At 54.9% G+C, this 24,746-nt stretch carries 23 protein-coding genes, 1 tRNA gene and 1 pseudogene; 15 read left to right on the forward strand and 10 right to left on the reverse strand.

Annotated elements, in window-relative coordinates:
* Positions 1 to 114: 114 nt before the first annotated feature.
* The 5 genes from rpsF (at position 115) to ACZ1G5_RS01425 (ending at position 4,217) form a co-directional block, all read left to right on the forward strand.
* Positions 115 to 468 carry a 30S ribosomal protein S6 gene (rpsF, locus tag ACZ1G5_RS01405; protein ID WP_472731156.1) on the forward strand — a complete coding sequence of 118 codons (354 nt, stop codon included), beginning with the start codon at positions 115 to 117 and terminating at the stop codon, positions 466 to 468.
* A 25-nt stretch (positions 469 to 493) separates the two neighbouring features.
* Entirely contained in the window at positions 494 to 721 is a 228-nt protein-coding gene (rpsR, locus tag ACZ1G5_RS01410) for a 30S ribosomal protein S18 (protein ID WP_008235217.1), read from the forward strand.
* A gap of 12 nt (positions 722 to 733) precedes the next feature.
* Entirely contained in the window at positions 734 to 1,372 is a 639-nt protein-coding gene (gene rplI / locus ACZ1G5_RS01415) for a 50S ribosomal protein L9 (RefSeq protein WP_472731157.1), read from the forward strand.
* Positions 1,373 to 1,503: 131 nt separating this feature from the next.
* Positions 1,504 to 2,139 (forward strand): pyridoxamine 5'-phosphate oxidase family protein, encoded by a 636-nt coding sequence (locus ACZ1G5_RS01420; RefSeq protein ID WP_472731158.1) that lies wholly within the window; start codon positions 1,504 to 1,506, stop codon positions 2,137 to 2,139.
* Between the two features lie 119 nt (positions 2,140 to 2,258).
* Complete coding sequence (locus ACZ1G5_RS01425) at positions 2,259 to 4,217, forward strand: bifunctional 2',3'-cyclic-nucleotide 2'-phosphodiesterase/3'-nucleotidase (RefSeq protein ID WP_472731159.1); 1,959 nt, start codon at positions 2,259 to 2,261, stop codon at positions 4,215 to 4,217.
* 72 nt (positions 4,218 to 4,289) lie between these two features.
* Here ACZ1G5_RS01425 and tig read toward each other — a convergent pair whose 3' ends face one another.
* The 3 genes from tig to ACZ1G5_RS01440 all read right to left on the reverse strand — a co-directional run bounded on the left by tig (position 4,290) and on the right by ACZ1G5_RS01440 (position 7,569).
* Entirely contained in the window at positions 4,290 to 5,621 is a 1,332-nt protein-coding gene (gene tig / locus ACZ1G5_RS01430) for a trigger factor (protein ID WP_472731160.1), read from the reverse strand.
* Positions 5,622 to 5,646: 25 nt separating this feature from the next.
* Positions 5,647 to 5,731 (reverse strand) — tRNA-Leu (locus tag ACZ1G5_RS01435).
* An 86-nt stretch (positions 5,732 to 5,817) separates the two neighbouring features.
* Positions 5,818 to 7,569 carry an NAD(P)H-hydrate dehydratase gene (locus tag ACZ1G5_RS01440; protein WP_472731161.1) on the reverse strand — a complete coding sequence of 584 codons (1,752 nt, stop codon included), beginning with the start codon at positions 7,567 to 7,569 and terminating at the stop codon, positions 5,818 to 5,820.
* A gap of 173 nt (positions 7,570 to 7,742) precedes the next feature.
* On the opposite strand from ACZ1G5_RS01440, the gene ACZ1G5_RS01445 reads away from it, so the two are divergent.
* The 3 genes from ACZ1G5_RS01445 (at position 7,743) to ACZ1G5_RS01455 (ending at position 11,360) form a co-directional block, all read left to right on the forward strand.
* On the forward strand, positions 7,743 to 8,081 hold the full coding sequence (locus ACZ1G5_RS01445; protein ID WP_472731162.1) for a P-II family nitrogen regulator: 339 nt from the start codon (positions 7,743 to 7,745) through the stop codon (positions 8,079 to 8,081).
* 34 nt (positions 8,082 to 8,115) lie between these two features.
* Positions 8,116 to 9,522, forward strand: coding sequence for a type I glutamate--ammonia ligase (gene glnA / locus ACZ1G5_RS01450; protein ID WP_472731163.1), 1,407 nt, complete (start codon positions 8,116 to 8,118; stop codon positions 9,520 to 9,522).
* Positions 9,523 to 9,695: 173 nt separating this feature from the next.
* Entirely contained in the window at positions 9,696 to 11,360 is a 1,665-nt protein-coding gene (locus tag ACZ1G5_RS01455; protein WP_472731164.1) for a hypothetical protein, read from the forward strand.
* A 48-nt stretch (positions 11,361 to 11,408) separates the two neighbouring features.
* On the opposite strand, the gene ACZ1G5_RS01460 is transcribed toward ACZ1G5_RS01455, so the two are convergent.
* Positions 11,409 to 12,218, reverse strand: a complete 810-nt coding sequence (locus ACZ1G5_RS01460; protein WP_472731165.1) for a M90 family metallopeptidase — start codon at positions 12,216 to 12,218, stop codon at positions 11,409 to 11,411.
* Positions 12,219 to 12,328: 110 nt separating this feature from the next.
* Between ACZ1G5_RS01460 and ACZ1G5_RS01465 the strand changes: the two genes are divergently transcribed.
* Together ACZ1G5_RS01465 and dddP are read left to right on the forward strand one after the other, a co-directional pair.
* Complete coding sequence (locus tag ACZ1G5_RS01465) at positions 12,329 to 14,179, forward strand: extracellular solute-binding protein (protein WP_472731166.1); 1,851 nt, start codon at positions 12,329 to 12,331, stop codon at positions 14,177 to 14,179.
* Positions 14,180 to 14,779: 600 nt separating this feature from the next.
* Complete coding sequence (gene dddP / locus ACZ1G5_RS01470) at positions 14,780 to 16,120, forward strand: dimethylsulfonioproprionate lyase DddP (protein WP_472734249.1); 1,341 nt, start codon at positions 14,780 to 14,782, stop codon at positions 16,118 to 16,120.
* Here dddP and ACZ1G5_RS01475 read toward each other — a convergent pair.
* The gene (locus ACZ1G5_RS01475; RefSeq protein ID WP_472731167.1) at positions 16,114 to 16,980 is read right to left on the reverse strand and encodes an endonuclease/exonuclease/phosphatase family protein; all 867 of its coding nucleotides are present in this window, start codon (positions 16,978 to 16,980) and stop codon (positions 16,114 to 16,116) included. The genes dddP and ACZ1G5_RS01475 overlap by 7 nt on opposite strands.
* 116 nt (positions 16,981 to 17,096) lie before the next feature.
* Here ACZ1G5_RS01475 and ACZ1G5_RS01480 point away from each other — a divergent pair, with 116 nt between their 5' ends.
* Positions 17,097 to 18,305, forward strand: a complete 1,209-nt coding sequence (locus ACZ1G5_RS01480; protein WP_472731168.1) for a bifunctional alpha/beta hydrolase/OsmC family protein — start codon at positions 17,097 to 17,099, stop codon at positions 18,303 to 18,305.
* A 51-nt stretch (positions 18,306 to 18,356) separates the two neighbouring features.
* Here ACZ1G5_RS01480 and ACZ1G5_RS01485 read toward each other — a convergent pair whose 3' ends face one another.
* The 3 genes from ACZ1G5_RS01485 to ACZ1G5_RS01495 form a co-directional block, all read right to left on the reverse strand.
* Positions 18,357 to 18,962, reverse strand: coding sequence for a biotin transporter BioY (locus ACZ1G5_RS01485; protein WP_472731169.1), 606 nt, complete (start codon positions 18,960 to 18,962; stop codon positions 18,357 to 18,359).
* Positions 18,963 to 19,038: 76 nt separating this feature from the next.
* Positions 19,039 to 19,458, reverse strand: a complete 420-nt coding sequence (locus ACZ1G5_RS01490) for a DUF6314 family protein (protein WP_472731170.1) — start codon at positions 19,456 to 19,458, stop codon at positions 19,039 to 19,041.
* Entirely contained in the window at positions 19,455 to 19,784 is a 330-nt protein-coding gene (locus tag ACZ1G5_RS01495) for a hypothetical protein (RefSeq protein WP_472731171.1), read from the reverse strand. The genes ACZ1G5_RS01490 and ACZ1G5_RS01495 overlap by 4 nt, the downstream gene beginning before the upstream one ends.
* An 87-nt stretch (positions 19,785 to 19,871) precedes the next feature.
* Here ACZ1G5_RS01495 and purB point away from each other — a divergent pair, with 87 nt between their 5' ends.
* Positions 19,872 to 21,179 (forward strand): adenylosuccinate lyase, encoded by a 1,308-nt coding sequence (gene purB / locus ACZ1G5_RS01500; protein WP_472731172.1) that lies wholly within the window; start codon positions 19,872 to 19,874, stop codon positions 21,177 to 21,179.
* Between the two features lie 52 nt (positions 21,180 to 21,231).
* On the opposite strand, the gene ACZ1G5_RS01505 is transcribed toward purB, so the two are convergent.
* Positions 21,232 to 21,894, reverse strand: coding sequence for an acyl-homoserine-lactone synthase (locus ACZ1G5_RS01505; protein ID WP_472731173.1), 663 nt, complete (start codon positions 21,892 to 21,894; stop codon positions 21,232 to 21,234).
* 123 nt (positions 21,895 to 22,017) lie between these two features.
* A complete protein-coding gene (locus ACZ1G5_RS01510; protein ID WP_472731174.1) occupies positions 22,018 to 22,626 on the reverse strand; it encodes an autoinducer binding domain-containing protein in 609 nt (202 codons plus the stop codon).
* 138 nt (positions 22,627 to 22,764) lie between these two features.
* Here ACZ1G5_RS01510 and ACZ1G5_RS01515 point away from each other — a divergent pair, with 138 nt between their 5' ends.
* From ACZ1G5_RS01515 to ACZ1G5_RS01525, 3 genes and pseudogenes are all read left to right on the forward strand, one after another.
* Positions 22,765 to 23,253, forward strand: a complete 489-nt coding sequence (locus tag ACZ1G5_RS01515; protein WP_472731175.1) for an autoinducer binding domain-containing protein — start codon at positions 22,765 to 22,767, stop codon at positions 23,251 to 23,253.
* A 49-nt stretch (positions 23,254 to 23,302) separates the two neighbouring features.
* Positions 23,303 to 24,346: a FliG C-terminal domain-containing protein gene (locus ACZ1G5_RS01520; RefSeq protein ID WP_472731176.1), complete on the forward strand. Its 1,044-nt coding sequence runs from the start codon at positions 23,303 to 23,305 to the stop codon at positions 24,344 to 24,346.
* Between the two features lie 52 nt (positions 24,347 to 24,398).
* A pseudogene (locus ACZ1G5_RS01525) lies at positions 24,399 to 24,745 on the forward strand (ScnB-like protein).
* Position 24,746: the final 1 nt, after the last annotated feature.

Consider the following 24,746-nt stretch of genomic DNA (forward strand, 5'->3'; position numbering starts at 1 on the left):
AAGGCCCCATCCTTGCTGCAAACTGTATGAACTGCGCAGCCTCTCGTGGATGGGACGCACGCAAGGTCAACTGCCCATCCTTTGAAATGCGCCGATATATGAACTGGAGTAAGCATGCCGCTATATGAGCATGTCATGATTGCGCGTCAGGACCTGTCCAACACGCAAGCTGAAGGCCTCATCGAACATTTCGGAACCGTCCTTGCCGACAACGGCGGCAAGCTGCTGGAAAACGAATACTGGGGCGTCAAGACGATGGCCTATAAGATCAACAAAAACCGCAAAGGGCACTATGCCTTTATGCGCACAGACGCGCCCGCCCCTGCCGTGCAGGAAATGGAACGCCTGATGCGCCTGCACGAAGACGTCATGCGCGTGCTGACCATCAAGGTCGATGCACACCAGGAAGGCCCTTCCGTGCAAATGCAAAAGCGCGAAGAACGTGGCGAACGCCGCGAACGTCGTTGATCTGTAGATAAGGATAAAAAAAATCATGGCTACTAAACCATTTTTCCGCCGTCGTAAGTCCGATCCGTTTGAGGGCGACAACGCCCCCAAGATCGACTACAAAGACACCCGCCTTTTGCAGCGCTACATCTCTGAGCGCGGCAAAATCGTTCCCGCCCGTATTACTGCTGTTGGTGCAAAAAACCAGCGCGCCCTCGCCCGTGCGATCAAGCGTGCCCGTTTCCTTGCCCTGCTGCCATACGCCGTAAAGTAAGGAATAAAGCACATGGACGTTATTCTACTTGAGCGCGTGGCAAAGCTTGGCCAGATGGGCGAAGTTGTGTCCGTCAAGCAAGGTTACGCACGTAACTTCCTTCTGCCACAGGGCAAAGCTCTGCGGGTAAACGCCGCCAACCTGGCACGCTTTGAGGCTGAAAAAGCCCAGATGGAAGCACGCAACCTGGAAACCAAAAAAGAAGCACAGGCGCTGGCTGACAAGCTGGACGGTGAAACATTCATCGTGATCCGCTCTGCCTCTGACGCAGGTTCTCTGTACGGCTCTGTCACCACGCGTGACGCCGCCGAGGCCGCAACCGAAGCTGGTTTCTCTGTCGACAAAAAGCAGGTTGTTCTGCTGGGTGCGATCAAGGAACTGGGCCTGCACGACGTCTCTATCGAACTGCACCCAGAGGTCGCTGCGACAATCACGCTGAACGTCGCCCGTTCTGCTGAAGAAGCAGAACTGCAAGCCGCTGGTAAGTCGATTGCCGAACTTGCAGCCGAAGAAGAAGCAGCCGCTGAGTTTGAAATTCAGGAACTGTTTGACGATATCGGCGCTGCTGCATCTGATGATGAAGAACTGGCCGAAGCAGCCGGTGTTGAAGTCGCAGAAGAGGCACCGGCAGAGGAAAGCGAAGACGACTAAGCCAATCAATCTTTGTGCAAGACATCAGGTCGCTCCGTCAGGGGCGGCCTTTTTCGTTGCAAAGGCTCTGGCCTTTTGCCTCATTGCACTCGTAGCATCCCGGCACGCACCAACGACTGACGGAAAAGCCATTGCACTATGAACCCACCGACGTCCTGACAACAGAAACGGAAATCCGCGCGATCATCGATGGCATACATCCCGCGCAAACGCTGAAGGTCCTCGACCATATCCATGATCATTGCCGTGTCTGGATTGAGCGCAGTCCGTTCATTGTGATCTCGACCGTTGACGCAGAGGGAAACGTGGACGCGTCGCCAAAGGGCGATCCAGCCGGTTTTGTAAAGGTCGTTGATGCGAAAACTCTGGCTATTCCTGACCGCCCCGGTAACCATCGCTTCGACAGCTTTGAAAACATCCTGCAAACCGGGCGGATCGGCATCGTCTTCCTTGTCCCGAACAGAAACGAAGTTGTCCGGGTCAATGGCAGCGCCCAGATTGTGCGCGACGCCTCTTTGCGCGAAAGCATGGCGATCAAGGGTCGCGTCCCAGATTTTGCCATCGTCGTGCGCGTCGCAGAGGCATTCTACCACTGCGGCAAGGCGATCATCCGTTCCAAACTTTGGGCGCCTGATCAAGCGGCACCTGTCGATGGGCTACCAACCTATGGCGAAGCGCTGTTCGCACAAACGCAAAGCGGACTAACCAAGAAAGAGATCGAAGCAAGACTGAAACACAACGACGAAAACCGGCTCTATGACGAATAAGCCATGCTGCAACAGTAGGCCCCCTGCCGCCGATCCTGACCCCGCTTCGGTGACATGCCCTTGTCACATCCGTGATGCAGGCGTTTACTGACAGCATCATTCAAACTTGGGGGTTTCAAATGTCATTGCGCCTAAATCGTCGTCATTTCATCGCAGGGTCTGCCGGGCTTGTCGCGCTACACCCGTTTTCCGTCAACGCAGCCACCGGCCAAGCACATTTGCGGCTTATGGAAACCACAGACCTGCACGTGCATGTCTTTCCTTACGACTATTACGCTGACCGCCCTGTCGACACCGTGGGCCTGTCCCGCACTGCCAGCATCATTGAAGCGGTACGCGCCGAGAGCACCAATTCACTGCTGCTCGACAATGGGGATTTCCTGCAAGGCAATCCGATGGGCGACTACATCGCCTATGAACGGGGCATGAAAGAAGGCGATATGCATCCGGTGATCACCGCCATGAACACACTGGGCTTTGACGCTTCGACATTGGGCAATCACGAATTCAACTACGGCATTTCATTCCTGATGAAATCTGTTGCTGGCGCCGCCTTCCCTATTGTTTCGGCCAATGTGGTCAAAGACATGGGCGCATCACCCACCGCCGACACTACCCTGCTGCCGCCTTATACAATCCTTGAACGTGAGATTACCGATGGCGATGGCAACGCCGCACCGATCAAGGTCGGACTGATCGGCTTTGTGCCTCCACAGATCATGAACTGGGACCGCAAGCATCTGGAAGGCAATGTGCAGGCCCGCGATATCATTGAAAGTGCGCGCGCCTATGTTCCGCAGATGAAAGAGGAAGGGGCCGATATCATCGTCGCCCTCTGCCACTCTGGCATCGGCAATGCGAATGCCGAGGACGGTATGGAAAATGCGGCGATCCCGCTTGCTGCTGTTAATGGGATCGATGCGATCCTGACCGGTCACAGCCATCTGGTGTTCCCGTCATCCAACTATGACGATTGGGCAGGCGTTGATCCGGCGGCAGGCACGATCGGAGGCAAACCCGGCGTGATGGGTGGTTTCTGGGGCAGCCATATGGGCCTTGTCGATCTGCTGCTGGAACGCGATGGACCCGGCTGGCGCGTCCTGTCACATACGTCGGAAGCGCGGCCCATTTCACAGCGCGAAGAAGACCGCAGCGTCACACCGCTGGTCGAAGACTTCGCCCCTGTTCTGGCTTCCGTCCAGGATGTGCACGATGAAACGCTCGCCTACGTGCGGACCGCGGTCGGCAAGACCGCAGCACCGCTGCACAGCTACTTCGCCTTGGTTGCGGACGATCCATCGGTGCAAATCGTCTCAAACGCACAGCGCTGGTACATCGAAGACCAACTGACCGGCACAGAATTCGAAGGGCTACCCATCCTGTCCGCGGCCGCACCGTTCAAGGCCGGCGGTCGCGGCGGGCCGGAGTATTTTACCGATGTGCCCGTTGGCGATGTGGCAATCAAGAATGTCGCCGACCTCTACCTCTATCCCAACACCGTCCGCGCCGTGAAAGTAACCGGCGCACAGGTGAAGGATTGGCTCGAGCGCTCTGCCGGGATGTTCAATCAGGTCGAGACGGGGGCGACAGATGCCGTCCTCTTGAACCCTGACTTCCCCAGCTACAACTTTGATGTGATGGATGGGGTAACTTACCAGATCGACCTGACGCAACCATCCAAGTTCGACCGTGAGGGCGCGGTGATCAACCCCGATGCCAACCGGATCATCAACCTGCAATTCGATGGGCAACCGGTTGATCCAGATCAGGAATTCATCATCGCCACCAACAACTACCGGGCCTCTGGCGGTGGCAGCTTCCCGGGTGCTTTGGGCGATACGATCGTCTTTGAAGGACCGGACACAAACCGCGACGTCATCGTGCGCTACATTGTGGAACAAGGCACAGTTGATCCAAAAGCTGATGCAAACTGGTCATTTGTGCCACTGCCTGGGACATCTTTGATGTTTGAAACGGGCCCAGCGGGTGCGGCCTACGCCGACAGCGTTGCTGGCATGAAGATCACACCTGCTGGCACCAGCGACAGTGGTTTCGCGCTCTTCCGGATTGAGATGTAGGCGACAACCGTCGAACAAAAAAGAAAAGGCGCCCTACGCAGGGCGCCTTTCCTGAACAATCACGGTAAGAGCTTACTCTTCCTCGAGCTTTTCAACAGCTTTTTGCAGATCTTCCTTGGACACGTCTTTGTCCTTCATAGTGGCCTGCTCAAAGATGTGATCAACGACCTTGTCTTCAAACAGTGGTGCCTGAAGTTGCTGACGGAACTGCGCATTCTGCTGAACGAACTCAAAGAACTGGCGTTCCTGACCAGGGTACTGACGCGCCTGGTTCATGATGGCTTGGGTCATTTCCTGATCGGTCACCGAAACTTCGGCTTTTTGACCGATATCGGCGAGAAGCAAGCCCAGCTTCACACGACGCTCGGCCAGTTTGTTATGCTCCTTGGTTGGCTTGATTTCGGGGTGATCGTGACCTTCAACCTCAGGGTTTTCCTCGTGCCACAGCTGGTGGGCAATCTGGTTGGCCTCTGCCTCAACCAACGACGTAGGAAGATCGAATTTCACCTTCTTGTCCAACGCGTCCAGTAGGCCACGCTTTGCTACGGCCCGTGATGCGCCAGTATACTCGGCTTCCAAGCGCTCTGTGATTTGATCTTTCAGCGCTTTGAGGTCTTCGGCACCGAACTTCTTGGCCAACTCATCATCGATCTTTGGTTTTTTGGGTCCATTGACGGACTTGATCGTGCAAGAGAATACAGCCTTTTTGCCGGCAAGGTTCTCAGCCTGATAGTCCTCAGGGAATGTCACCTCGACGTCTTTTTCGTCGCCAGCTTTGACTTTCAGCAGGCCATCTTCAAACCCAGAAATGAAAGAATTTGAGCCCAGCACCAGCGGATAGTCTTCAGCGGCACCACCTTCAAAAGGCTCACCATCAACTTTGCCGACGAAATCAAGCACGACCTGGTCATCTTTTTTGGCTTGGGTTTTCTTTGGCTCGTAAGTCACCGCCTGCGGGCTTTCAGCAAGATTATCAAGGGCTTCTTTCACAGAATCCTTGTCGGCCTTCACAACCATGCGCTCAAGCTTGATCTTGCTAAAATCTACGTCTTCGATCTCTGGAAGCTTTTCGTAGGAAACGTCGACCAGAACGTCGTCGCCCTCTTTCCAGTCTTCGTTGGTCATCTTCATTTCAGGCTGGGCTGCGGGGCGGTCACCTGTTTCTTCCAGATGCGATGTCAGCGCGCCATCGATGGCTTCCTGCATGCTTTCGCCCATCAGGCGCTGGCCAAACTGCTTGCGCAACAGTGCCATCGGCACCTTACCCTTGCGGAAACCCTTCATCTCGACAGTGGGTTGGGCTTCTTTCAGCTTTTCTTCAACCTTGGCGTCCAGTTCGGCGGCTGTCACGGTAATCACATACCCGCGCTTGAGGCCTTCGTTCAGGGTCTCGGTGACCTGCATGTGCTGTCCTTCTTTCACAAAACTTTGGTGCGGGTGAAGGGACTTGAACCCCCACGCCTTGCGGCGCCAGAACCTAAATCTGGTGCGTCTACCAATTCCGCCACACCCGCATGATCAAAAGGGGCAGGTTTTGGGCCTGCCCCCGGTTGCGCGCTGTCTAGCAAAGGACTGCGCAGGATGCGAGAGGAAAAATCGCTTAAATTCCAAGGGCACGAAAGACATTCGGCAATTCCTCTGGCAAGTCTTCGGCAATAAGCCCCGGACCAAAGGAAAGCGCGCATTCGGTATGCAGCCAAGCGCCGGCTTCGGCGGCCTGCATCGGGGGAAATCCACGGGCCAAAAGGCCCGTGATAAAGCCTGCCAAAACGTCCCCTGAGCCTGCGGTGGCTAGCCATGGCGCGCTGCGCTCATAAACGGAAGCATTGATACTGCACCGTCCTGATGGCTCAGCGATCACCGTATCGGGGCCTTTGAAAAGCACTGTGCACCCTGCCCGCTTTGCCGCCTCGCGCGTGGCATCAACCTTCGAGTATGCCGGACCTGTTGTTGCAGGTGCTGCCAGCTTCTCCGCCAGATCAGGAAACAGCCGTGCGAACTCTCCTCCATGCGGCGTCAGAACACATTTCTTGTGTAACTTGGAAAAGAGCCGCGCATCGCGCCCAATCAGAGTCAAAGCATCCGCATCCAGCACCATCGCCCGCCGGCTCTTCAGGCCTGTCTCAACAAGACCACGACTTTCATCGCTCATCCCCATCCCCGGCCCTACACAAAGCGCATTGATGCGGTCATCCTCCAGGACCGCGTCCAACCCATCCGTATCCTTCACCGCACACAGCATGATCGCATTCAACTGCGCCGCATTCTCGATCAGCGCGGCAGGCGGACAGCCCAATGTCACAGCGCCTGCCCCAACACGCAAAGCCCCACGGGCTGCAAGACGTGCTGCGCCGCCTTCGCCAACGCCGCCAGAGAGGATAAGGGCGTGGCCGTGAGAGTATTTGTGAGATTGCCGCGCACCCTTGATCAGGGACATTGCGCGCCGATCACTCTTTAACCAATCTATGTGATTTTCGACGATGCCCAAGTCCACCACTTTTGCCGAAGACGGCATCTGAGACTTTTGCTTATTACCGAGGTCAAAGCGTGCATCAATATGGTGTAGTGTTGATTTGGTCTGAGCGCTGATTCCAAGATCAACGACAGTCACCTTTCCACAATACTCCGGCCCATCACCCAATATGTGACCTACACGCGGGCGCTCAAACGTCACAGTCAAATTAGCAAGAATGGACAGTCTGCTGTTATCTGGCGAAAGCACACGACCGCTGTCCGCACATAACCCTGATGGAACGTCAATTGCGCAAACCTTATGAGAAGAATAGGGCCACATCTCCGATCCTGGAGACACCCCGCCAAGAACGCCGACGTATTCTTCCCCTATTCTCTCTTCATAAGGAATGGGACGCGACAAACCCCCACCGAAAATGGCATCGACGTATAGGTCTGGTCGATACAAATCGACATAAGATCGCAGGCCATACTCCAAAAGATCAATGGAGTCATCCGTTGGGTAGACCCCACCCATCTCCCCCCACCGCTCATAATTCATCCGCGCATCCGGCGGCAGCTTCTCTGCATCCCCATACAGAAACACCTCAACGTCCCACCCCGCTTCTTTCAGCAGGCGGGCCACAACAAACCCATCACCGCCATTGTTCCCCGGCCCGCAAAGCACAACGGAGCGATGTCCCTCATCATCTTGGCCAGTAAACTCCGGGGGTTTGGGGGTTGGCCCCCAAGACGGCGCCAAATCCGGCCATTCCTCGAAAATAGCCTCCACAACACACCGCCCCGCGCGCTCCATCAGTTCCAGCCCGGTCACTTCACCAGAGGCAATCGCGGCCTGTTCGATGGCGCGCATTTGGGCAGCAGTCAGGAGTTCGGTCATGGTTTTAGCATCCAAAGTTTGCAAAGCGCTCCATAAAGAACCAACTTGCACAAAAATTAGGCAATACGTAGTGTTTCACAGAGCCAGCTTGTGTTCAGGTTCTGCCACGAATTGTCCCTATGCAAGAGAAATGGTCTCACCACTGACGAAACACCAAAGGGGAGTCGCGCGCCGTGAAAAAGATCGAAGCGATCATCAAACCGTTCAAACTTGACGAAGTGAAAGAAGCACTACAAGAGGTTGGCGTGCAAGGCCTCTCTGTGGTCGAGGTCAAAGGTTTCGGCCGCCAGAAAGGCCATACCGAACTTTACCGCGGCGCTGAATATGTTGTCGACTTTCTGCCCAAGGTGAAAATCGAGGTCGTCCTTGCTGACGATCAGGTCGATAGCGCTGTTGAAGCGATTATCGGGGCCGCCAAAACCGACAAAATTGGCGATGGCAAAATCTTTGTTTCGACGATCGAACAAGCCATTCGCATTCGCACCGGGGAAACCGGCGACGACGCACTCTAAAATTCAATCTACACTACAAAAAGGGACATCATAGATGGACAACAAAGCTGTTCTGAAACTGATCAAAGACGAGGAAGCCGACTATGTCGACATCCGTTTCACTGATCCGCGCGGCAAACTGCAACACGTCACGGTTGTGGCTGATCTGGTTGACGAAGACTTCCTCGAAGAAGGCTTCATGTTTGATGGGTCCTCCATCGCGGGTTGGAAGTCTATCGACCAGTCCGACATGAAACTGATGCCACAGGCGGATAGCGCCTATGTTGACCCGTTTTACGCCGAGAAAACAGTCTGCATTAACTGTAACATTGTCGAGCCCGACACCATGGAGGCCTACGACCGTGATCCACGCGGTACAGCTGTGAAAGCCGAGGAGTATCTGAAGTCATCGGGCATCGGTGATGTTGCCTACTTCGGCCCAGAAGCTGAATTCTTTGTATTTGACGATGTGCGCTTCAGCGTCTCCATGAACAAAGTGTCCTACGAAGTTGATGCAATCGACGGCGCATGGAACACCGACACCGAATACGAGATGGGCAACACTGGCCACCGTCCGGGCGTCAAGGGCGGCTACTTCCCTGTGAACCCAATCGATGATGCGCAGGAAATGCGCTCTGAGATGCTGTCCACCATGAAGCGCATGGGCATGAAGGTCGACAAACACCACCACGAAGTGGCGTCTTGCCAGCACGAGCTGGGCTTGATCTTTGGCTCACTGACCCATCAGGCGGACGAGCTGCAAAAATATAAGTACGTGATCCACAACGTGGCACAGGCTTACGGCAAATCAGCGACATTCATGCCCAAGCCAATCGCTGGCGATAACGGCACAGGTATGCACGTCAACATGTCGATCTGGAAAGACGGCAAGCCGCTTTTCGCAGGCGACAAATACGCTGACCTGTCACAAGAAGCACTGTACTTCATCGGTGGTATTCTCAAGCACGCCAAAGCGTTGAACGCGATCACCAACCCATCAACAAACAGCTACAAGCGCCTGATCCCGGGCTTTGAAGCCCCTGTTCTGCGCGCCTACTCTGCCCGTAACCGGTCGGGTTGCGTGCGTATCCCATGGGCCGAAAGCCCCAAGGCCAAGCGTGTTGAGGCCCGCTTCCCCGATCCGGCAGCTAACCCATACCTGTGCTTTGCAGCCCTGTTGATGGCTGGCCTTGACGGCATCAAGAACAAGATCGACCCAGGTCCATCTTCCGACAAAGACCTCTATGATCTGCCACCAGAAGAACTGGCAGCGATCCCGACGGTTTGTGGTTCCTTGCGCGAAGCGCTGGAAGCATTGGAAGCCGACCACGACTTCCTGCTGGCCGGTGACGTCTTCACCAAAGACCAGCTGGAAGGCTACATGGAGCTGAAGTGGGAAGAGGTTTACGCCTACGAGCACACCCCACACCCAATGGAATATAAGCTCTACTACAGCTGCTAATTTCCAAAGTGAACAAAAGCCCCGTCAGAACCATCTGGCGGGGCTTTTTCTTTTTGAACACGCGGTCTGTTCTCGTCCGCGGAACCACCAAGCTTACTTTACGTCAACCAATCCTTCCCTTAGGTTGAATACACTTTCTTTTTTGTTTGTTATTTTTGTTGGAGATTTTACCCATGTCAGAAGACACCACTCTATTTGAGTTCAGCAATTCCATCACTGTCCGCTCTTTGAAAGACTACGATACACGGGCCGGCTACGATTCTTTAAAATACGAACGCAGCGACGCTGCAATTGTGCCGGTGAACGCCCGCAAAGGCGGGATGGATACCAACTTGTTCAAGATGTGGGTTGCATCCACCGCACGAGAACTAATCGACGAAATGAGCGGCGAGCTGGACCTGCGCGCGCATTACATGGGCGCAGAGGCTGGCGTTGCTGCCAAGTTGATCAGTTCATTTGAACTTAGCGAATCCTCCGTGATGATTATTGCGCGTCAAAAAATCGAAGCACGCAACAAAACCATCACGGGCAAAGATTTGGCACTGTCCAAAGATGCGATCGAGAAACTCAGCTCTGGCGCGGAAGCTGAGCTGGCGCAATTTCATCGCAGATACGGCGGTTACTACTGTCATACGGTTGTGATGGGCGGCGAGCTTTATGTTGCTTACCAGTGCGTCACGACAACCACCAAACGCGCCACAGATATCAGAGCCAAGATAGATGCCACCGTCCCAGATGTCGGCAGCCTGATGGCAAGTATGAGCAGTACGATGAAAGACGAAGCCAGCAACACGCGCTGGCAGATGACGGCACAGTCGCAGGGCGCTGGCGGCACGATTGGGGATTTCGATCCCAAGGATCCTGCTTCAGTGCAGAAAGCCATCATGGAATTCATGAAAAAATTCGAAGAGAAAGTGCGCGATGACCCTCAGCCGTACTATGGCTTGTATGAAGGATATTGGCGAAAGTTCGACGAGGCGGCACCACTCAAGAAGGTCGTTTTCGATGCCAGCGTCAAGGTCGAGGCACTTTCCGATTGGGCCGCCTACTACGCGGACAGTATCGGAACCATCAACGCATTTCTCGACCCCAAAAGCACTGAAGGTTACCGCGTTACCGAGGCAAAGCGCAAAGAAATCGAAGGCTTGAAGAAAGAGATTGAAGGTGTCTGGAAGACCCTACGCGACAAATATGATTTCATGGAAATGTTCAGCGACTTCCGCCATCCGTCAGAGATTGAAGATATCAAGGATTACCCACCCGGCACATTTGATCAAAAGCTAGAGACAATACGTAAGGAGTTGCTGTCGCATCTGATCAAAATGGGCCAGTCGGTGCGCATCACGCTGACTGAATCCGGCAAGCATCTCAATGACAAGCCAGACAAAAAAGGCGCCATTGGGTCAGCACCGGAGCCCGACGAATGGCCCGGAGAGGGTGAGTATGTACGCCTCGCAAAAACGGCACATACAAACTACATCCTGAAGCCTGTCGATAAAGCGGACGGTGACGATCTCTGCCATAACGACGTTGTCAATCTGGTTCACAACGGCTCGGGAGGACTGAAGGGGCAAATGATCTATATGCCGAATGTTGCCGGAATTTGGACGGTGCGGCTATTCGACTACGTCAAAAATCACCATGAGAAATATGAGTGGAGGGTCAAGATCGAAGGATGTACGGACAAGACACGACGCGTGACTACATCCGATACGTTATGGCTGACAAACATGAACGATGAGCGCTGCTATTTATGCGTCAATTCAACCGACTATCTTGGTGTTACGAACAGCGATCGCGATGAATGGAAGATCGGGCTGACGCACTGGCCCCGCTAGCGCAACTAACATGAAGGCTAGGTTGCGTGCAGAAACACAACTGCGCCTTCACCCCCACGTCGATGGATCAAGATCCAGCAGCACCGCAAGCTGGCCGTAAACGGCTGGCTCATCCCGCTTGAGTTGGGTGGGCTTTTCAAAGAAGGCCTCGATCGCGACAGCAAAAAACTCTTGGTGATTGGTCGCGCCGTAGGGGTCCAACACCGCCCTTTTGCCCTCCTCCACGGTCTGTTCATGCCGCGCGAACGCCTCCAGAAACACCCGTTCCCATTCGCCAAAACTTTGTCCTTTTCGGAAAAGTGGCACGCCGTTGGTTTGGCCGGACAGATCATCCAGCTGATGGGCGAACTCGTGCAAGACGACGTTCTTGCCATCACCTTCGTTCGCCGCCCCCTGCTGGCTGTGATGCCAGGACAAGATGACCGGCCCCAGCGACCAACTTTCGCCCAACCGCACCACCTCTTGTTCGCGCACGACATAACCATCGTGGGTTTTGGTCTTGGATTTGAAAGCGCTTGGATAGATCAGGATCGTCCGCAGGTTCTTGTACCACGCATCACTGTTCACAATGACAAGGCACGCCTGCGCTGCAATCGACAACCGCATTGTCTGCGTCACGCTTAACCCATCGCATCCAATGAATTCGACCTGATCGAGAAACAGATTTATCTTACCTTCAAATCTCTGCCGCAAGTCTTTTGGCAAGCGCCGCGTAATCGGAACTTCTTTGGCAATTGTCTGTCGTTGATCCTCGGACAGCGCCTTTGCCAACAAAGCTCGACGGCGCGCCCGCTTTTGCCATTTATGAAAGCCAATGGCCGCAGCAACACTCAGCAAAACAAAAAGAATAACTATCATATCAAATACCTATGACGAAATCGTGCAAGTACAACCAGCAAAGCGACGCTACCTTGACACATCAGCTATTCATGCTTGTTTGTATGGTAGACCTTTGATCGGAGACCTTCATGAGATCCTATATCTACGCCACGCTATCGCTGCTTGCGTTCGCCGCCCCCGTCCACGCCGATGTCACAATCAGCCACGGCTATTCCACTTTCGGAGATCTCAAATACGGCCCCGACTTCACCCATTTCGACTATGCCAACCCCGACGCCCCCCAAGGCGGCACGATGAGCCAGCGGCAGTTGTACGGCAACCGCACCTTTGACAGCCTCAATGCATTTATCATCAAGGGCGACTACGCGCCTGAACTGGCCGTCCACATCTACGACAGCCTGATGGTACGGGCGAATGACGAACCGGATGCCTACTATGGGCTCATCGCCGAAACGATCGAGTACCCCGAGGATCTATCCTACATCGTCTTCAATATGCGCCCCGAAGCACGCTTTCATGACGGAGAACCCGTCACCGCACAGGATGTCGTCTTTACGATCAACGCGTTGAAGACAGACGGTCATCCCTTCTATCAAAACCTGCTGGCCAACGTTGTTGATGTTGTGGCTGAAACTGATCTGCGTGTCCGTATCGACCTCGCACCAGATGCCGGCAGCGGTCTGTTAGGCAGCATCGCGGGATTGGCTATCCTTCCAGAGCACTTTTACGAAACAACTCCCTTCGACGAAAGTTGGATGACGATCCCGGTCGGTTCCGGCCCCTATAAAATAGAAACCGTGGATGCGCCCCGCGCCATCACATTCTGCAAAGACCCAGACTATTGGGCAGCCGATCTTCCGGTGAATGCCGGACGCAACAACTTTGATTGCTTCAATTACGAATACTTCGTCGATGATACAGTTGGGCTCGAAGCCTTTGCGGCTGGCGAATACCACATGCGCGTCGAATATCGGTCGTCGTCATGGGCAACGGGCTATGACTTCCCCGCCGCCCAAGCAGGTTGGGTCAAGCAGATGCAAATCCCCGATGGGCGCCCCGGCAATGCCCAAGGTATCTGGCTCAATACGCGAAACCCCGTTTTGCAAGACATCCGCGTCCGCCAGGCGCTTGGATATGCATTTAATTTCGAGTGGACCAACGAGACGATTTTCTACCAGACCTATGATCGCACAGACAGCTTCTTCGAAAACACCGATATGCAGGCGAGTGGCCTCCCCGAAGGTGCTGAATTAGCACTGCTAGAAGAGTTCCGCGATCAGCTTCCCCCCGAGATCTTCACCGAGACCGCCTTTGTCCCAAATGTCAGCGGCAATCGACCGCGTGACCGGGCAGCACTACGTGCAGCGGGCGAGCTTTTGGATGCTGCGGGTTGGGTCGTTGGCGATGACGGCATACGCCGCAATGCAGTTGGCGAGCCGATGCGACTTGAGTTTCCCGACAGCAGTGCAAGCCTTGGTAGAGTGATGACCCCCTATACAGAAAACCTCAAATCCTTGGGGATCGATATCGAATTTGAAGTTATCGATCCAAGTTCGTGGACGCAGCGCCGCCAAGCCTTTGACTTCGATCTGTCGTCAACTGCATGGGCCGTCCTTACGACACCTGGCGCAGAACTACGCGCCTTCTACGGCTCGGCCGCGGCGGAAGCCGAGGGTAGCAACAACCTAACGGGGCTCGCTGACCCTGTTGTTGATGCGTTGATCGAAAAGGTGGTGATTGCGGAGGCCCGTGAAGAGCTGAACACATCCGTTCGCGCGCTTGACCGGGTCTTGCGATCAAAACACATCTGGGTGCCCGGTTGGACCATCGATTACCACCGCGTTGCCGTTTGGGACATCTTCGGCATACCCGAAGAGCCGGCACCCTATGACTTCTTCCGAAACATGGAATTCTGGTGGTTTGATAGGGACAAATATGATGCCCTTGTCGCTGCTGGTGCTTTGGAAGGCGGGTTGTAAAAAATCCTGCTATTTTCCCTGCCGCCGCCTCGTCTTTGCCATATGTTGTTGTCATAAAGTGGCGTAGCAGCAAAAGCAGAGCGAAAGATGTCGAAATATCACCCGATTGATGTGCGCTATAAGGGGCCCTCGACAAGTTATCGCGGGTCCGCGACACCAAAAAACAAGCCGCGAAATGAAGTAAGGCCGTCGCAACCCAATCGCGTCTCAGCATCTCAAACCAAACCCATGCCATCCGCCACAGCCCCGTGGGGACCAAAGCAGGCTGCGACGCGACCCACGGCATCCCAGCCTGCCCGTCAACGACCAGCGCCAAGCCTATCCCCCTTTAAACTGGCCGGCTCCGTGTTTCGGGGTGTGAACGGCGTGTTTCGCACAGTCAAATACGTCTACTTCGGCGTCATCGCTTTGGTGCTGGTAATCGCTTTCCTGAGCAATCCGTCCAGCCGAATTAATGCAATCAGTGTCCCGATGACGAGCATTCAAACCAGTCCATAAACCGTTGTATCGCTGACAACTGACCCGAATTTGTCGAATTTTGACAAGCTTTCGACAATCGCGCCCTCAAACTCGACCATGCAAAAGGCCGAGGAACAAGCGATGAATACCCACTACCGCGACACCCGCAAGATTGACCCCACACGCGGTGCTACGCTGGCCGATGGCTCACCAAACGATCAGGACAGGGTCGAGATTGGACCGACTCAATTGGCCTTTGGCGAATGGAATGCCGCGGGCTTGGAATTGCCAAATCTACCCGCGATGCGCGCGTGGCGACATAAGCGATTGGTCGATGCGGTCAATGCCCGCGACTACGGCGGCATCCTGATGTTTGACCCACTCAACATCCGCTACGCCACCGACAGCACCAATATGCAGCTGTGGAACAGCCACAACCCGTTTCGCGCCTGCATCGTCTGTGCGGATGGCTACATGGTCATGTGGGACTACAAGAACGGGATGTTCCTGAGCAAATTTAATCCCCTCGTGAATGAACAACGAACCGGCGCCGACCTCTTCTACTTCGACCGTGGTGACAAACTTGAACCGGCAGCCAACAATTTCGCCAATGAGGTGTGCGATCTGATCCGTGAACATGGCGGCGCCAACATGACCCTGGGCGTCGACAAACCCATGCTGCACGGTCTGCGCGCGCTTGAGGCTGTGGGCTTCACCGTCCAACCCGGCGAAGAGCTGACAGAGAAGGCGCGCAGCATCAAGGGTCCTGATGAAATCCGCGCCATGCGCTGTGCAAGCCATTCATGTGAAATGGCCTGTGCTGCGATGGAGGACGCCGCGCGCGCAGGCGTGCCAGATGGAAACATGTCCGAGGATGATATCTGGGCGGTGCTGCACGCCGAAAACATCCGGCGCGGTGGTGAATGGATCGAAACGCGGCTACTCTCATCCGGCCCTCGCACAAACCCTTGGTTTCAGGAATGCGGCGGACGGATCGTGCAAAACAATGAAATCGTGGCCTTTGATACTGACCTCGTTGGGGCCTACGGCATCTGCGTCGATATCAGCCGCACATGGTGGATTGGCGACAAAAAGCCCCGCCCAGATATGATCGAGGCGATGCAGATCGGAGTTGAACACATCCGCTACAACATGGATATGCTCAAACCCGGCGTGAATATTCAGGAGCTCAGCCGCAATACCCACATCCTGCCCGAGAAATACCAAAAGCTGAAATATGGTTGCCTAATGCATGGGGTTGGCCTGTGTGACGAATGGCCTTTGGTTGCCTACCCCGATAAAATGGTGCCGGGCGCTTTTGACTATGAACTAGAGGCAGGCATGACGCTTTGTGTCGAAGCGTTGATCAGCCCCGAGGGGGGTGACTTCTCCATCAAGCTGGAAGATCAGGTCCTGATCACCGAAAATGGCTATGAAAACCTGACCCAATACCCCCACGACCCGGCACTCATGGGTTATTGAAGCGTCAGAGAAACATCCGCCAAAACGCCCACGTGGTCTGATCCCAGCAAGTCGCGATACTGTGCCGCGCCGCCACCGGGCGCATGCACATGATCAAGCAATAGTGGAACGCCGCGTAAGTCGTATGTTGGACGCACAGGCAGCGCGACCTGTAGACCAGCTGCCCGCTGCATATCCCTGACGCTGCTGGCCCAAGGAAAGATGTTAAAATCACCGGCCATGACAACTGGCCCTTCCAGCGTTTCCAGCAATGCAACAGCAGACTGGGCTGACCGCGCATTGCCGTAAGGGAATGGCCATCTCAAATGCACTGAAGCGACCCAAACTGACCCCTTCGCGCGATCTATCTGCGCCGCAGCGGCAGCCCGGCCTTCTGAACATGCCGTTTGCAAGATCGGGTCACGGGACAAGACGGCAATGCCACTCCAACCTGAAAAGCCGCACGCATGCTGATGCGGATAAATGTCGCGTAGCGACACCAACATCGCACGGTTCGCCGCTGAGACCTCTTGCAGCGCCACCACATCAGCGTCACTGTCGCGGATGTCGGCGGCAAGCGCATTCAATTCTCGGTTTGCGAACCACATATTCTTGGAATAAATGCGCAGGTCACCTGCCTTTTGCGTATCAAATAGCATCGGCACCGTTGTTCCCGCCCCAAGCAATACAGCTACCGCTATCATAAGACGCAAACGGGCACCCATGGGGAACACCAACACAAGCAAGCAGACACCGGTCAAAGGCAAACGCAGCAATGAAAGGCTGTCAAAAACGGGATGCCACGCACCTGCAAAGCTCAGCAGAACGGCCAGCAACAGGCACACCGTCCCAGCCTGCAACATCAAATTCACGAGTCTCATCGTCGTAACATCTCTCACCTTGCTGCGATTGTCCCCGATTAGAGTTGCCGCATGCGCATCTTACGCCCATCTCTTGCGCAGTTTTTTCGCAGACCGCCAAAAGGAAGGTTCCATCAATGCCAACTGAAAAGCTTACCTTCGAAGGCCATGCAGGCGATATGCTTGCCGCCCGTCTCGACATGCCGAATGGTCCTCATCTGGCCACCGCCATCTTTGCGCATTGCTTTACCTGTTCGAAAGACATCACGGCGGCCCGCAGGATCGCAGCCCGCCTGTCGTCAATGGGAATCGCTGTATTGCGGTTCGATTTTACCGGTCTGGGACATTCCGAAGGCGAGTTTGAGAACACCAGCTTCACATCAAATGTGGATGACCTGATTGCCGCCTACAACGCGTTGGCGGCCCGCGGCATGTCACCGTCACTGATCATTGGTCATTCGCTTGGGGGTGCTGCCGTTCTGAAAGCAGCCCCGATGATGAACAGTATCAAGGCTGTCGTGACAATCGGTGCGCCTTTTGATCCCGGGCATGTGACCCACAACTTCGCCGATGCGATCCCTCAAATTGTCGACCAAGGCGTCGCCGAAGTATCGCTCGGCGGACGGCCCTTCCGCATCGGCAAAGACTTCGTGGAAGATGTCAGCCAAGCCAGCCTCAAATCCTCGATCGCCAAGCTGGGCGCGGCCCTGCTGGTGCTGCATGCCCCACGCGACACAACTGTCGGGGTCGAAAATGCGTCCGACATTTTTCTGGCAGCCAAGCACCCCAAAAGCTTTGTCACCTTGGATGATGCCGATCACCTGATCACACGGACAGCGGATGCCGAATATGCAGCCGATGTGATCGCAGCCTGGTCCAAACGTTACCTCAAATTGGCCGAACCCAAACCGCAAGCGGCAGTCCCCGAAGGCATCCTGCGCGTGACCGAGGCGGACGCGAACGGGTTCTTGCAAGATATCCAATCCGGCGCCCATCACCTGCTGGCCGACGAACCGGCGAAGGTTGGGGGCACGAACAAGGGGCTAACACCTTATGGTTTGGTCTCTGCTGGTTTGGGGGCCTGCACCTCGATGACGATCCGCATGTATGCGCGGCGCAAAGGCTGGCCACTGACGGGGGTGAACGTCGATATCACCCATGCAAAAGAACATGCGGCTGATGCAGCCGAACCGAACGGCGCGAAAGTCGACCACTTTGACCGGACGATCCGGCTGGAAGGCGCGCTAAGCGATGAACAGCGCGCGCGACTACTGGAGATTGCGGATAAATGCCCAGTGCACCGGACATTGGAACGGGCCTCAACCATCTCGACCCATTTGGCATAAAAAAAGGCGCTGCGGATTGCAGCGCCTATCTAAATTCATAGTGCTTGTCGCTTAGGTACGGGCGCTGCCAATCAGCTTCCACAGACCGGGCACCAACAGTGCGGCGAGGCCCAGCTTCAATGCGTCACCGATCAGGAATGGTGTCAGGCCAACCTCAACAGCCCAAGCCAGCGTTTTGCCGTCGTAGACGACAGGCAACCAAGCAACACCCGGCAGATAGATCAGCGCGTTCGCGATCAAAAGTGCGAACGCCATCTTGAGGACGGAACGGTCCCAACCAGCGCGCGCCGCAAGGCCCAACGCCAGCGTGGCCAGCACGTAACCCACCAGATAGCCACCCGTGCCACCGATCATGTAAGACCAGCCGGCATTTTCTGCGGTCGAATTTGCAAAGACATCAAAGCCCAAAGCCCCGATGATCATGTAACCAAGGATTGTTGTCAGACCCAAACGGGGCCCGTAAGTCGCACCAATCGTCAGAACAGCAAATGTGCCCATGGTGATCGGCACAGGCCACATTGGCACTTTGACCTTAGCCAAAATCGCCAAGGCTGCGATGCCAAGAACCACCATAACGGCTTGCTTGACGCGCAATGCGGTGCCTGTCGTGGGGCCAAAGGCCTCTGTCAGTGCTTTATCGTTGAGTGCGAGGGCCATGTGCCGCTCTCCCCTATTGTTTATGTCGTTGCGGGTTTTATTGCCCATGCCGCGACGCGGCGCAAGTGAGATGGCGCTAACACGGACGATAAGTCGAAGTTGAGACATAGTCTTTGCGCGGGCCCGTCACCGTCCAAACTGCGGTCCATTCGGGCCAGCGGGTGAAATTATAGCGCACAGTATAGAAATCATCGCCGCAGGGGTGGTCCGTTCCAGCCGCATGATCGGAAGGGATAAATTGATGAAACAAACCACCGTCCCAAAAACTGACGGTCACCAGATCCGGTGCAAAACGCCATTTGTACTGGCGTGTGGCCTCTAACTGCGCGCCACTTTCCAGCACCAATGTACCAGTTTCATCATAGGTCAGCTGTGTCGCACCCGTCTGGGTAAAACGCGCCTCGCCCGCCAATGTGCCATGCTGGCCATGCAATTGATCGCGGATGCCACGTTGCAACGTCCATTGTCCGACAAAATCCTCTGGCGTTCGTATCATTCAGCCACAACCCCATCCGTGACGCTGCCGTCTGCGCCAATAAAACGGATCATCCCATCCAAGCCGACTATATCGTAGCAATCCCATTGGTCGCCAGGTGGCCATTGGCTGCAATATTGGTCACCGCGCACGGCCCAATAGCCCCAACTGTCTTGGCCGGCATTGTATAAAGTACGCCCCGAAGCGTAGAACCGCTGCGTTGCATTTTCGTAGATCAGCGTCTGATCGGTCAGTGCCGCGGCAACCTCTACCCCGTCCATTGCCTGCCAGTCTTGGGCAAAACCCGCATCCGGCACCAAAAGCAGCGCCACCAATACTCGCCACATGCGCATCTCTCCCTTGAGGGTTCCGCCCCCGCCCCTTATGACGCGTCAGGAATCCTCTGCCCACCCCCCTTCAAGAAGGTGTTACCCATGATCCCTCGCTACTCTCGCCCGGAAATGACCGCCATTTGGGAACCAGCCACCAAATTCCGCATCTGGTACGAGATCGAAGCGCATGCCTGTGACGCCCAAGCAGCCCTTGGCGTGATCCCCAAGGAGAACGCCGCAGCCGTTTGGAAAGCCAAGGACGTAGAATTTGATGTCGCACGCATTGACGAAATTGAGGCCGTAACCAAACATGATGTCATCGCGTTTCTGACCCATTTGGCCGAACACATCGGATCAGAGGACGCGCGATTTGTGCATCAGGGCATGACATCATCAGACGTTCTGGACACAACGCTGAACGTACAACTTGTGCGGGCCGCCGATCTGCTGATCGCCGACATGGACCGCGTACTAGAGGCGCTCAAGGCCCGTGCCTATGAACACAAAGACACCGTCCGCATCGGACGTAGCCACGGTATTCACGCCGAACCCACAACAATGGGGCTGACCTTCGCGCGCTTCTACGCAGAAATGGACCGGGGGCGCGCGCGCCTCATAAACGCCCGCGCTGAAATTGCGACCGGTGCGATTTCCGGCGCTGTCGGTACATTCGCCAACATCGATCCGTCTGTGGAAGAGCATGTTTGCGCGCAGCTGGGCCTTTCGCCTGAACCGATCAGCACGCAAGTCATTCCGCGCGACCGTCATGCCATGTTCTTTGCAACGCTGGGCGTCATCGCGTCCAGCATTGAAAATATCGCGACAGAGATCCGGCACATGCAGCGGACCGAGGTTTTGGAAGCCGAGGAGTTCTTCTCAAAAGGCCAAAAGGGATCATCGGCGATGCCGCATAAACGCAACCCTGTGCTGACAGAAAACCTGACCGGGCTGGCCCGTCTGGTACGCATGTCCGTGGTTCCTGCGATGGAAAACGTGGCCCTTTGGCACGAGCGTGATATCAGCCATTCGTCCGTGGAACGGGCCATCGGACCGGACACGACAGTCACGCTCGATTTCGCCCTGAACCGGCTCGCGGGCGTTATTGAAAAATTAGTGATCTATCCCGAAAACATGCTGGCCAACATGAACAAATTCCGGGGGCTGATCATGTCGCAACGCGTACTGCTGGCGCTGACCCAAGCAGGCGTCAACCGCGAAGACGCATACAAACTTGTGCAGCGCAACGCGATGAAAGTCTGGGAGCAAGGTGCCGATTTCAAAACCGAACTTCTTGCCGATCAGGATGTTTTAGACGCACTTTCTCCCGTAGAGATCGAAGAAAAATTCGATCTCGGGTATCACATGAAAAACGTTGATACGATTTTTGCGCGCGTCTTTGGGACGCGCTAGAGGGTCGGCAGACCTGACTTAGCCCCAGCAACGGCTAAGGTCTGACATCATCTTACGCCGCGTGTTCGATTTCCTTAACAAGCTCAAGTTTTTGCTTGGCTGCAGCCACTTCTTCAGGATGCGTCCAGGTCACGCCATCGAGTCTGCCCTTCATCGCAACATAACGACGGTTGTCATGAAGATTGACATAAGGATCACCGATCGCATGCACAGGAAAGCCGATCTGGCGCATCGTGCGGGCAAAAACTGGCGGGCACAGTGCCATGATTTCAGTCGCTCCATGCTCTCTCGCCTGGGTCACGACACCATTTAAGAGCAGGCCAAGGCATTTTGATCGTTCTGCATGTGTGTCGATCTCTTCGGAAATCACAATCCGTGTTGCTTCCCAAATTGTTGGCGTCACTTCTGCTTCGGGCAGAATGTCAGTCGGGATACCGATCAGCTTGCCGTCAACCGCATCGCGGAGCATGTAGGAATGTGAACCCCACTGCGCAGTTGTCGCCATCGCCCGGATCCCACCAACCACTTTCCCATTTTGAATGGCGAGTGAGTAGTACGCCTTTGGGTTATCATATTGATCCATTTCCACATTATCATCATGCGGTATATCCCAACCGAGTTGATCGACGAAGAACTGCTTGCGCAGCGCCAAAAACTCGAAAAAAGCAGTGCCGTGCTTGTGGAGCTCGGTTAGGTTAAAAGTGATATTCTCCATGTTCTTCCCTCTGGTTGTGTGCTGTTTGGCGACGGCCCCACCTCCGCCAATGTTAACGTTACCACTATGTGGACAATTTAGCTCTAATTGTTCCGAGGAAAGAAAAAAAGACTCTAGATTCTTTTAGATTAGGCCGTACTGGCTAGCCAATGCAGCAGCTTGTGTCCCAGTTTTGGCACCAAGCTTCAATTTCGCATTCTTAAGACGCTGCTTTACGGCGCCCTCGCTGACACTCAACTCAAAGGCGATTTCCTTCAGTCGACGCCCGTCTTTTACCATGCCCAAGGCCTCAAGTTCGGCCTTAGTGAGATTCGTTGGCGGTGCAGTCTCATTGTGACGGCGCGCCAGATAAGCCTGCAAAAGCTTGACCTCAAGGTCGGTGTATTCACGATCAGCACGTGTAAAAGAAGCAAATGATCGTTGCGCATCCGCTGAGCTGTCGAAAACCGAAACTGTCACGCCGTACCGCATGCCAAATGTTCTCGCCTGTGCAATGATACGTTTGGGGTCGTCGACGGGAAACTCGCTCCAACGCACAGCGCCGACGTTGCCGTAGGCCCATCTAAGCACCGGATCAAAGAGCGCAAATCTTTGTTTTGTATAGTGATTAACCCATTCGGCAGGCAGTTCGTTAACTTCCTCCATCGGGAAAGCGAAACCAATGCGCAGCGCAATATAATGGCCGGACGGGGCAAGTTGCCCAATCTCGTCTAGACCCAAAAGCTTTGACATTCGTAACCCTCAGCGAGCCATCCTCGGATAAAGCTCTTGTTCCCGCAACGATCTTACCACTACTATCTTTGGCAAGGCGTCCAGCACACAGTATTTGGTTATTGGTAGCCTTGGCAACCGGAAAGCGAGTAACAGTCAATGCAACCGACAAAGTTTGAAATCAGTGAGACGCTTGGAAAACTCAATCAGCTGGCTCCTGCCGGCTACGCTTTGGGTTTTCATGTTGAATATACCACACCAAAATTTGTTTTTCAGACCTATCCAAAGGCGTGGCTGGACTACTACTCCAGTAATGGCCTGATCATGATGGATCCGATGGTTGCTTGGGGGTTCGAACACTCAGGAAGTCAGCGCTGGTCCGGCCTCGAAGATCCGGCAGGCGTGATGAAAATGGCGGCCGAACATGGGATGAAGTACGGTGTGGTTATCGCAGCTACTGCTGGGGAAACCCGCAGCATCGGTGGCTTCGCGCACCCTGATCGTGAATTTACTGACGCAGAAGTTTCAGAGCTGGAAGCCGGTGTTGTCGCGATCCATGACAATACGGCCGAAACCGCAGCACTTGACCCAGAGACGGTCGAGCACCTGAAAAAAATGTCGATTATGGTGACGCACCCGGGGTCCTAAGCCTGTTGAGCTAACCAATCCTTTACGCTGTTTTGGTTATGAAACCGGTATGGATTTCACATCAGCCAGCCCAGCCACTCTGACGCGTCGTCGTAAAGCAGCCATGATCGTTCAGATGTTAATCGGTGACGGGGGAACTTTGTCACTTGGCCAACTGCCCGAACAACTTCAACTCGCCCTGACGGATGAACTCGCCGCCCTGCGCCGGGTGGACAAGGCCACCGTGTCTGCCGTCGCAGAAGAGTTTGCAGCAGAGCTTGAAGAGGTCGGATTAACGGCAACCGGAACGCGTGACGCGGCCATTGTTACCTTGGCCGATCACCTGAGCCCCGTGCTGGCTGACAGGCTTCGCAATCAGATGGACAGCGTGCGCAATGGCGATCATTGGCCGACAATTCTTGAACTCAGCACTGAGCGGATTGTTGCCATCATGTGCGCCGAAAGCATCGAAGTATCTGCCGTCACCCTCTCCAAACTTCCCTTTGGTAAAGCCGCCGAAGTGCTCTCCAAGACGCCCGGGGAACGTGCGCGTCGAATCACATATGCCATGTCGCAAACCGAAAATATTTCACCTGACGCGGTTCGGCGGATCGGCGCAGCCTTGGCACAGGACTATGGTCAGACCGAGGATCTTGCCTTCGAAAAGGCACCCGTGCAACGCTTGGGTGCGATCCTCAATTCCACTGCGACAGACACACGCGAAGACGTGCTAGAGGCCTTGGGCATCACCGATCCTGATTTTGCATCTGATGTGCGCAAAGCTATCTTTACCTTCAAAGATATCGCCCCCCGCGTCAAACCCACAGACATTCCCAACTGCATCCGCAATGTTGACGGTGAAGTTATGATCACCGCAATCGCCGCCGGCCTCGCAGGAGACGACGCCTTGGTCGCATCAGCTGAGTTCATCCTCGGTAGCGTCTCACAGCGGATGGCCGGCCAGTTACGTGAAGATGCCGAAGAACGTGGACGCATCAAGAAAGACGATGCCGAAAAGGCCATGTCGGCGATCACCACTGTCATTCGTGAAATGTCAGATGCGGGGATCATCACTCTGATCGACCCTGACGAAGCGCAAGAAGATGAGGCATAAGCCCCGCGAATAGTGATTCACGTCGGAAAAAGAATCCGTTACACTTCGCCTTATGACCAATTCAAACTCTTTTACGGGCCAGCGCTGGCATGACATGGGGGAGGTGCCGCAGGGCCGGTCCCAACGGATCAGCATGATTTTTCACTTTGGGAAAAACGTGTTGATGCCTTGATGATCATAGCGTCGAGCAAAGGGCATTTCACGGTAGACGGTTTGCGCCGCGTGCTGGAGGATATGGGCGAAGACGCGTTTGAGACGATGACCTACTATGAACGCTGGATCGCAAGCGTGAACCAGAACCTGATCGAAGCAGGCGTCTATTCCACAGCCGAACTTGCCCAACGCATGACAGAGGTTGCAGCACGCGGCAGCACATATGGCGAGGCTGCAAGTGACTGAC

The sequence above is a fragment of the Yoonia sp. JB2-21 genome (genome assembly GCF_055693545.1).

What these genes read in the sequence shown, in the direction of transcription:
- rpsF (WP_472731156.1), top strand. Translation starts at nt 115, where the DNA reads ATGCCGCTATATGAGCATGTCATGATTGCGCGTCAGGACCTGTCCAAC.
- rpsR (WP_008235217.1), top strand. Translation starts at nt 494, where the DNA reads ATGGCTACTAAACCATTTTTCCGCCGTCGTAAGTCCGATCCGTTTGAG.
- rplI (WP_472731157.1), top strand. Translation starts at nt 734, where the DNA reads ATGGACGTTATTCTACTTGAGCGCGTGGCAAAGCTTGGCCAGATGGGC.
- ACZ1G5_RS01425 (WP_472731159.1), top strand. Translation starts at nt 2,259, where the DNA reads ATGTCATTGCGCCTAAATCGTCGTCATTTCATCGCAGGGTCTGCCGGG.
- tig (WP_472731160.1), bottom strand. Translation starts at nt 5,621, where the DNA reads ATGCAGGTCACCGAGACCCTGAACGAAGGCCTCAAGCGCGGGTATGTG.
- ACZ1G5_RS01440 (WP_472731161.1), bottom strand. Translation starts at nt 7,569, where the DNA reads ATGACCGAACTCCTGACTGCTGCCCAAATGCGCGCCATCGAACAGGCC.
- glnA (WP_472731163.1), top strand. Translation starts at nt 8,116, where the DNA reads ATGGACAACAAAGCTGTTCTGAAACTGATCAAAGACGAGGAAGCCGAC.
- ACZ1G5_RS01455 (WP_472731164.1), top strand. Translation starts at nt 9,696, where the DNA reads ATGTCAGAAGACACCACTCTATTTGAGTTCAGCAATTCCATCACTGTC.
- ACZ1G5_RS01460 (WP_472731165.1), bottom strand. Translation starts at nt 12,218, where the DNA reads ATGATAGTTATTCTTTTTGTTTTGCTGAGTGTTGCTGCGGCCATTGGC.
- ACZ1G5_RS01465 (WP_472731166.1), top strand. Translation starts at nt 12,329, where the DNA reads ATGAGATCCTATATCTACGCCACGCTATCGCTGCTTGCGTTCGCCGCC.
- dddP (WP_472734249.1), top strand. Translation starts at nt 14,780, where the DNA reads ATGAATACCCACTACCGCGACACCCGCAAGATTGACCCCACACGCGGT.
- ACZ1G5_RS01475 (WP_472731167.1), bottom strand. Translation starts at nt 16,980, where the DNA reads ATGAGACTCGTGAATTTGATGTTGCAGGCTGGGACGGTGTGCCTGTTG.
- ACZ1G5_RS01480 (WP_472731168.1), top strand. Translation starts at nt 17,097, where the DNA reads ATGCCAACTGAAAAGCTTACCTTCGAAGGCCATGCAGGCGATATGCTT.
- ACZ1G5_RS01485 (WP_472731169.1), bottom strand. Translation starts at nt 18,962, where the DNA reads ATGGCCCTCGCACTCAACGATAAAGCACTGACAGAGGCCTTTGGCCCC.
- ACZ1G5_RS01490 (WP_472731170.1), bottom strand. Translation starts at nt 19,458, where the DNA reads ATGATACGAACGCCAGAGGATTTTGTCGGACAATGGACGTTGCAACGT.
- ACZ1G5_RS01495 (WP_472731171.1), bottom strand. Translation starts at nt 19,784, where the DNA reads ATGTGGCGAGTATTGGTGGCGCTGCTTTTGGTGCCGGATGCGGGTTTT.
- purB (WP_472731172.1), top strand. Translation starts at nt 19,872, where the DNA reads ATGATCCCTCGCTACTCTCGCCCGGAAATGACCGCCATTTGGGAACCA.
- ACZ1G5_RS01505 (WP_472731173.1), bottom strand. Translation starts at nt 21,894, where the DNA reads ATGGAGAATATCACTTTTAACCTAACCGAGCTCCACAAGCACGGCACT.
- ACZ1G5_RS01510 (WP_472731174.1), bottom strand. Translation starts at nt 22,626, where the DNA reads ATGTCAAAGCTTTTGGGTCTAGACGAGATTGGGCAACTTGCCCCGTCC.
- ACZ1G5_RS01515 (WP_472731175.1), top strand. Translation starts at nt 22,765, where the DNA reads ATGCAACCGACAAAGTTTGAAATCAGTGAGACGCTTGGAAAACTCAAT.
- ACZ1G5_RS01520 (WP_472731176.1), top strand. Translation starts at nt 23,303, where the DNA reads ATGGATTTCACATCAGCCAGCCCAGCCACTCTGACGCGTCGTCGTAAA.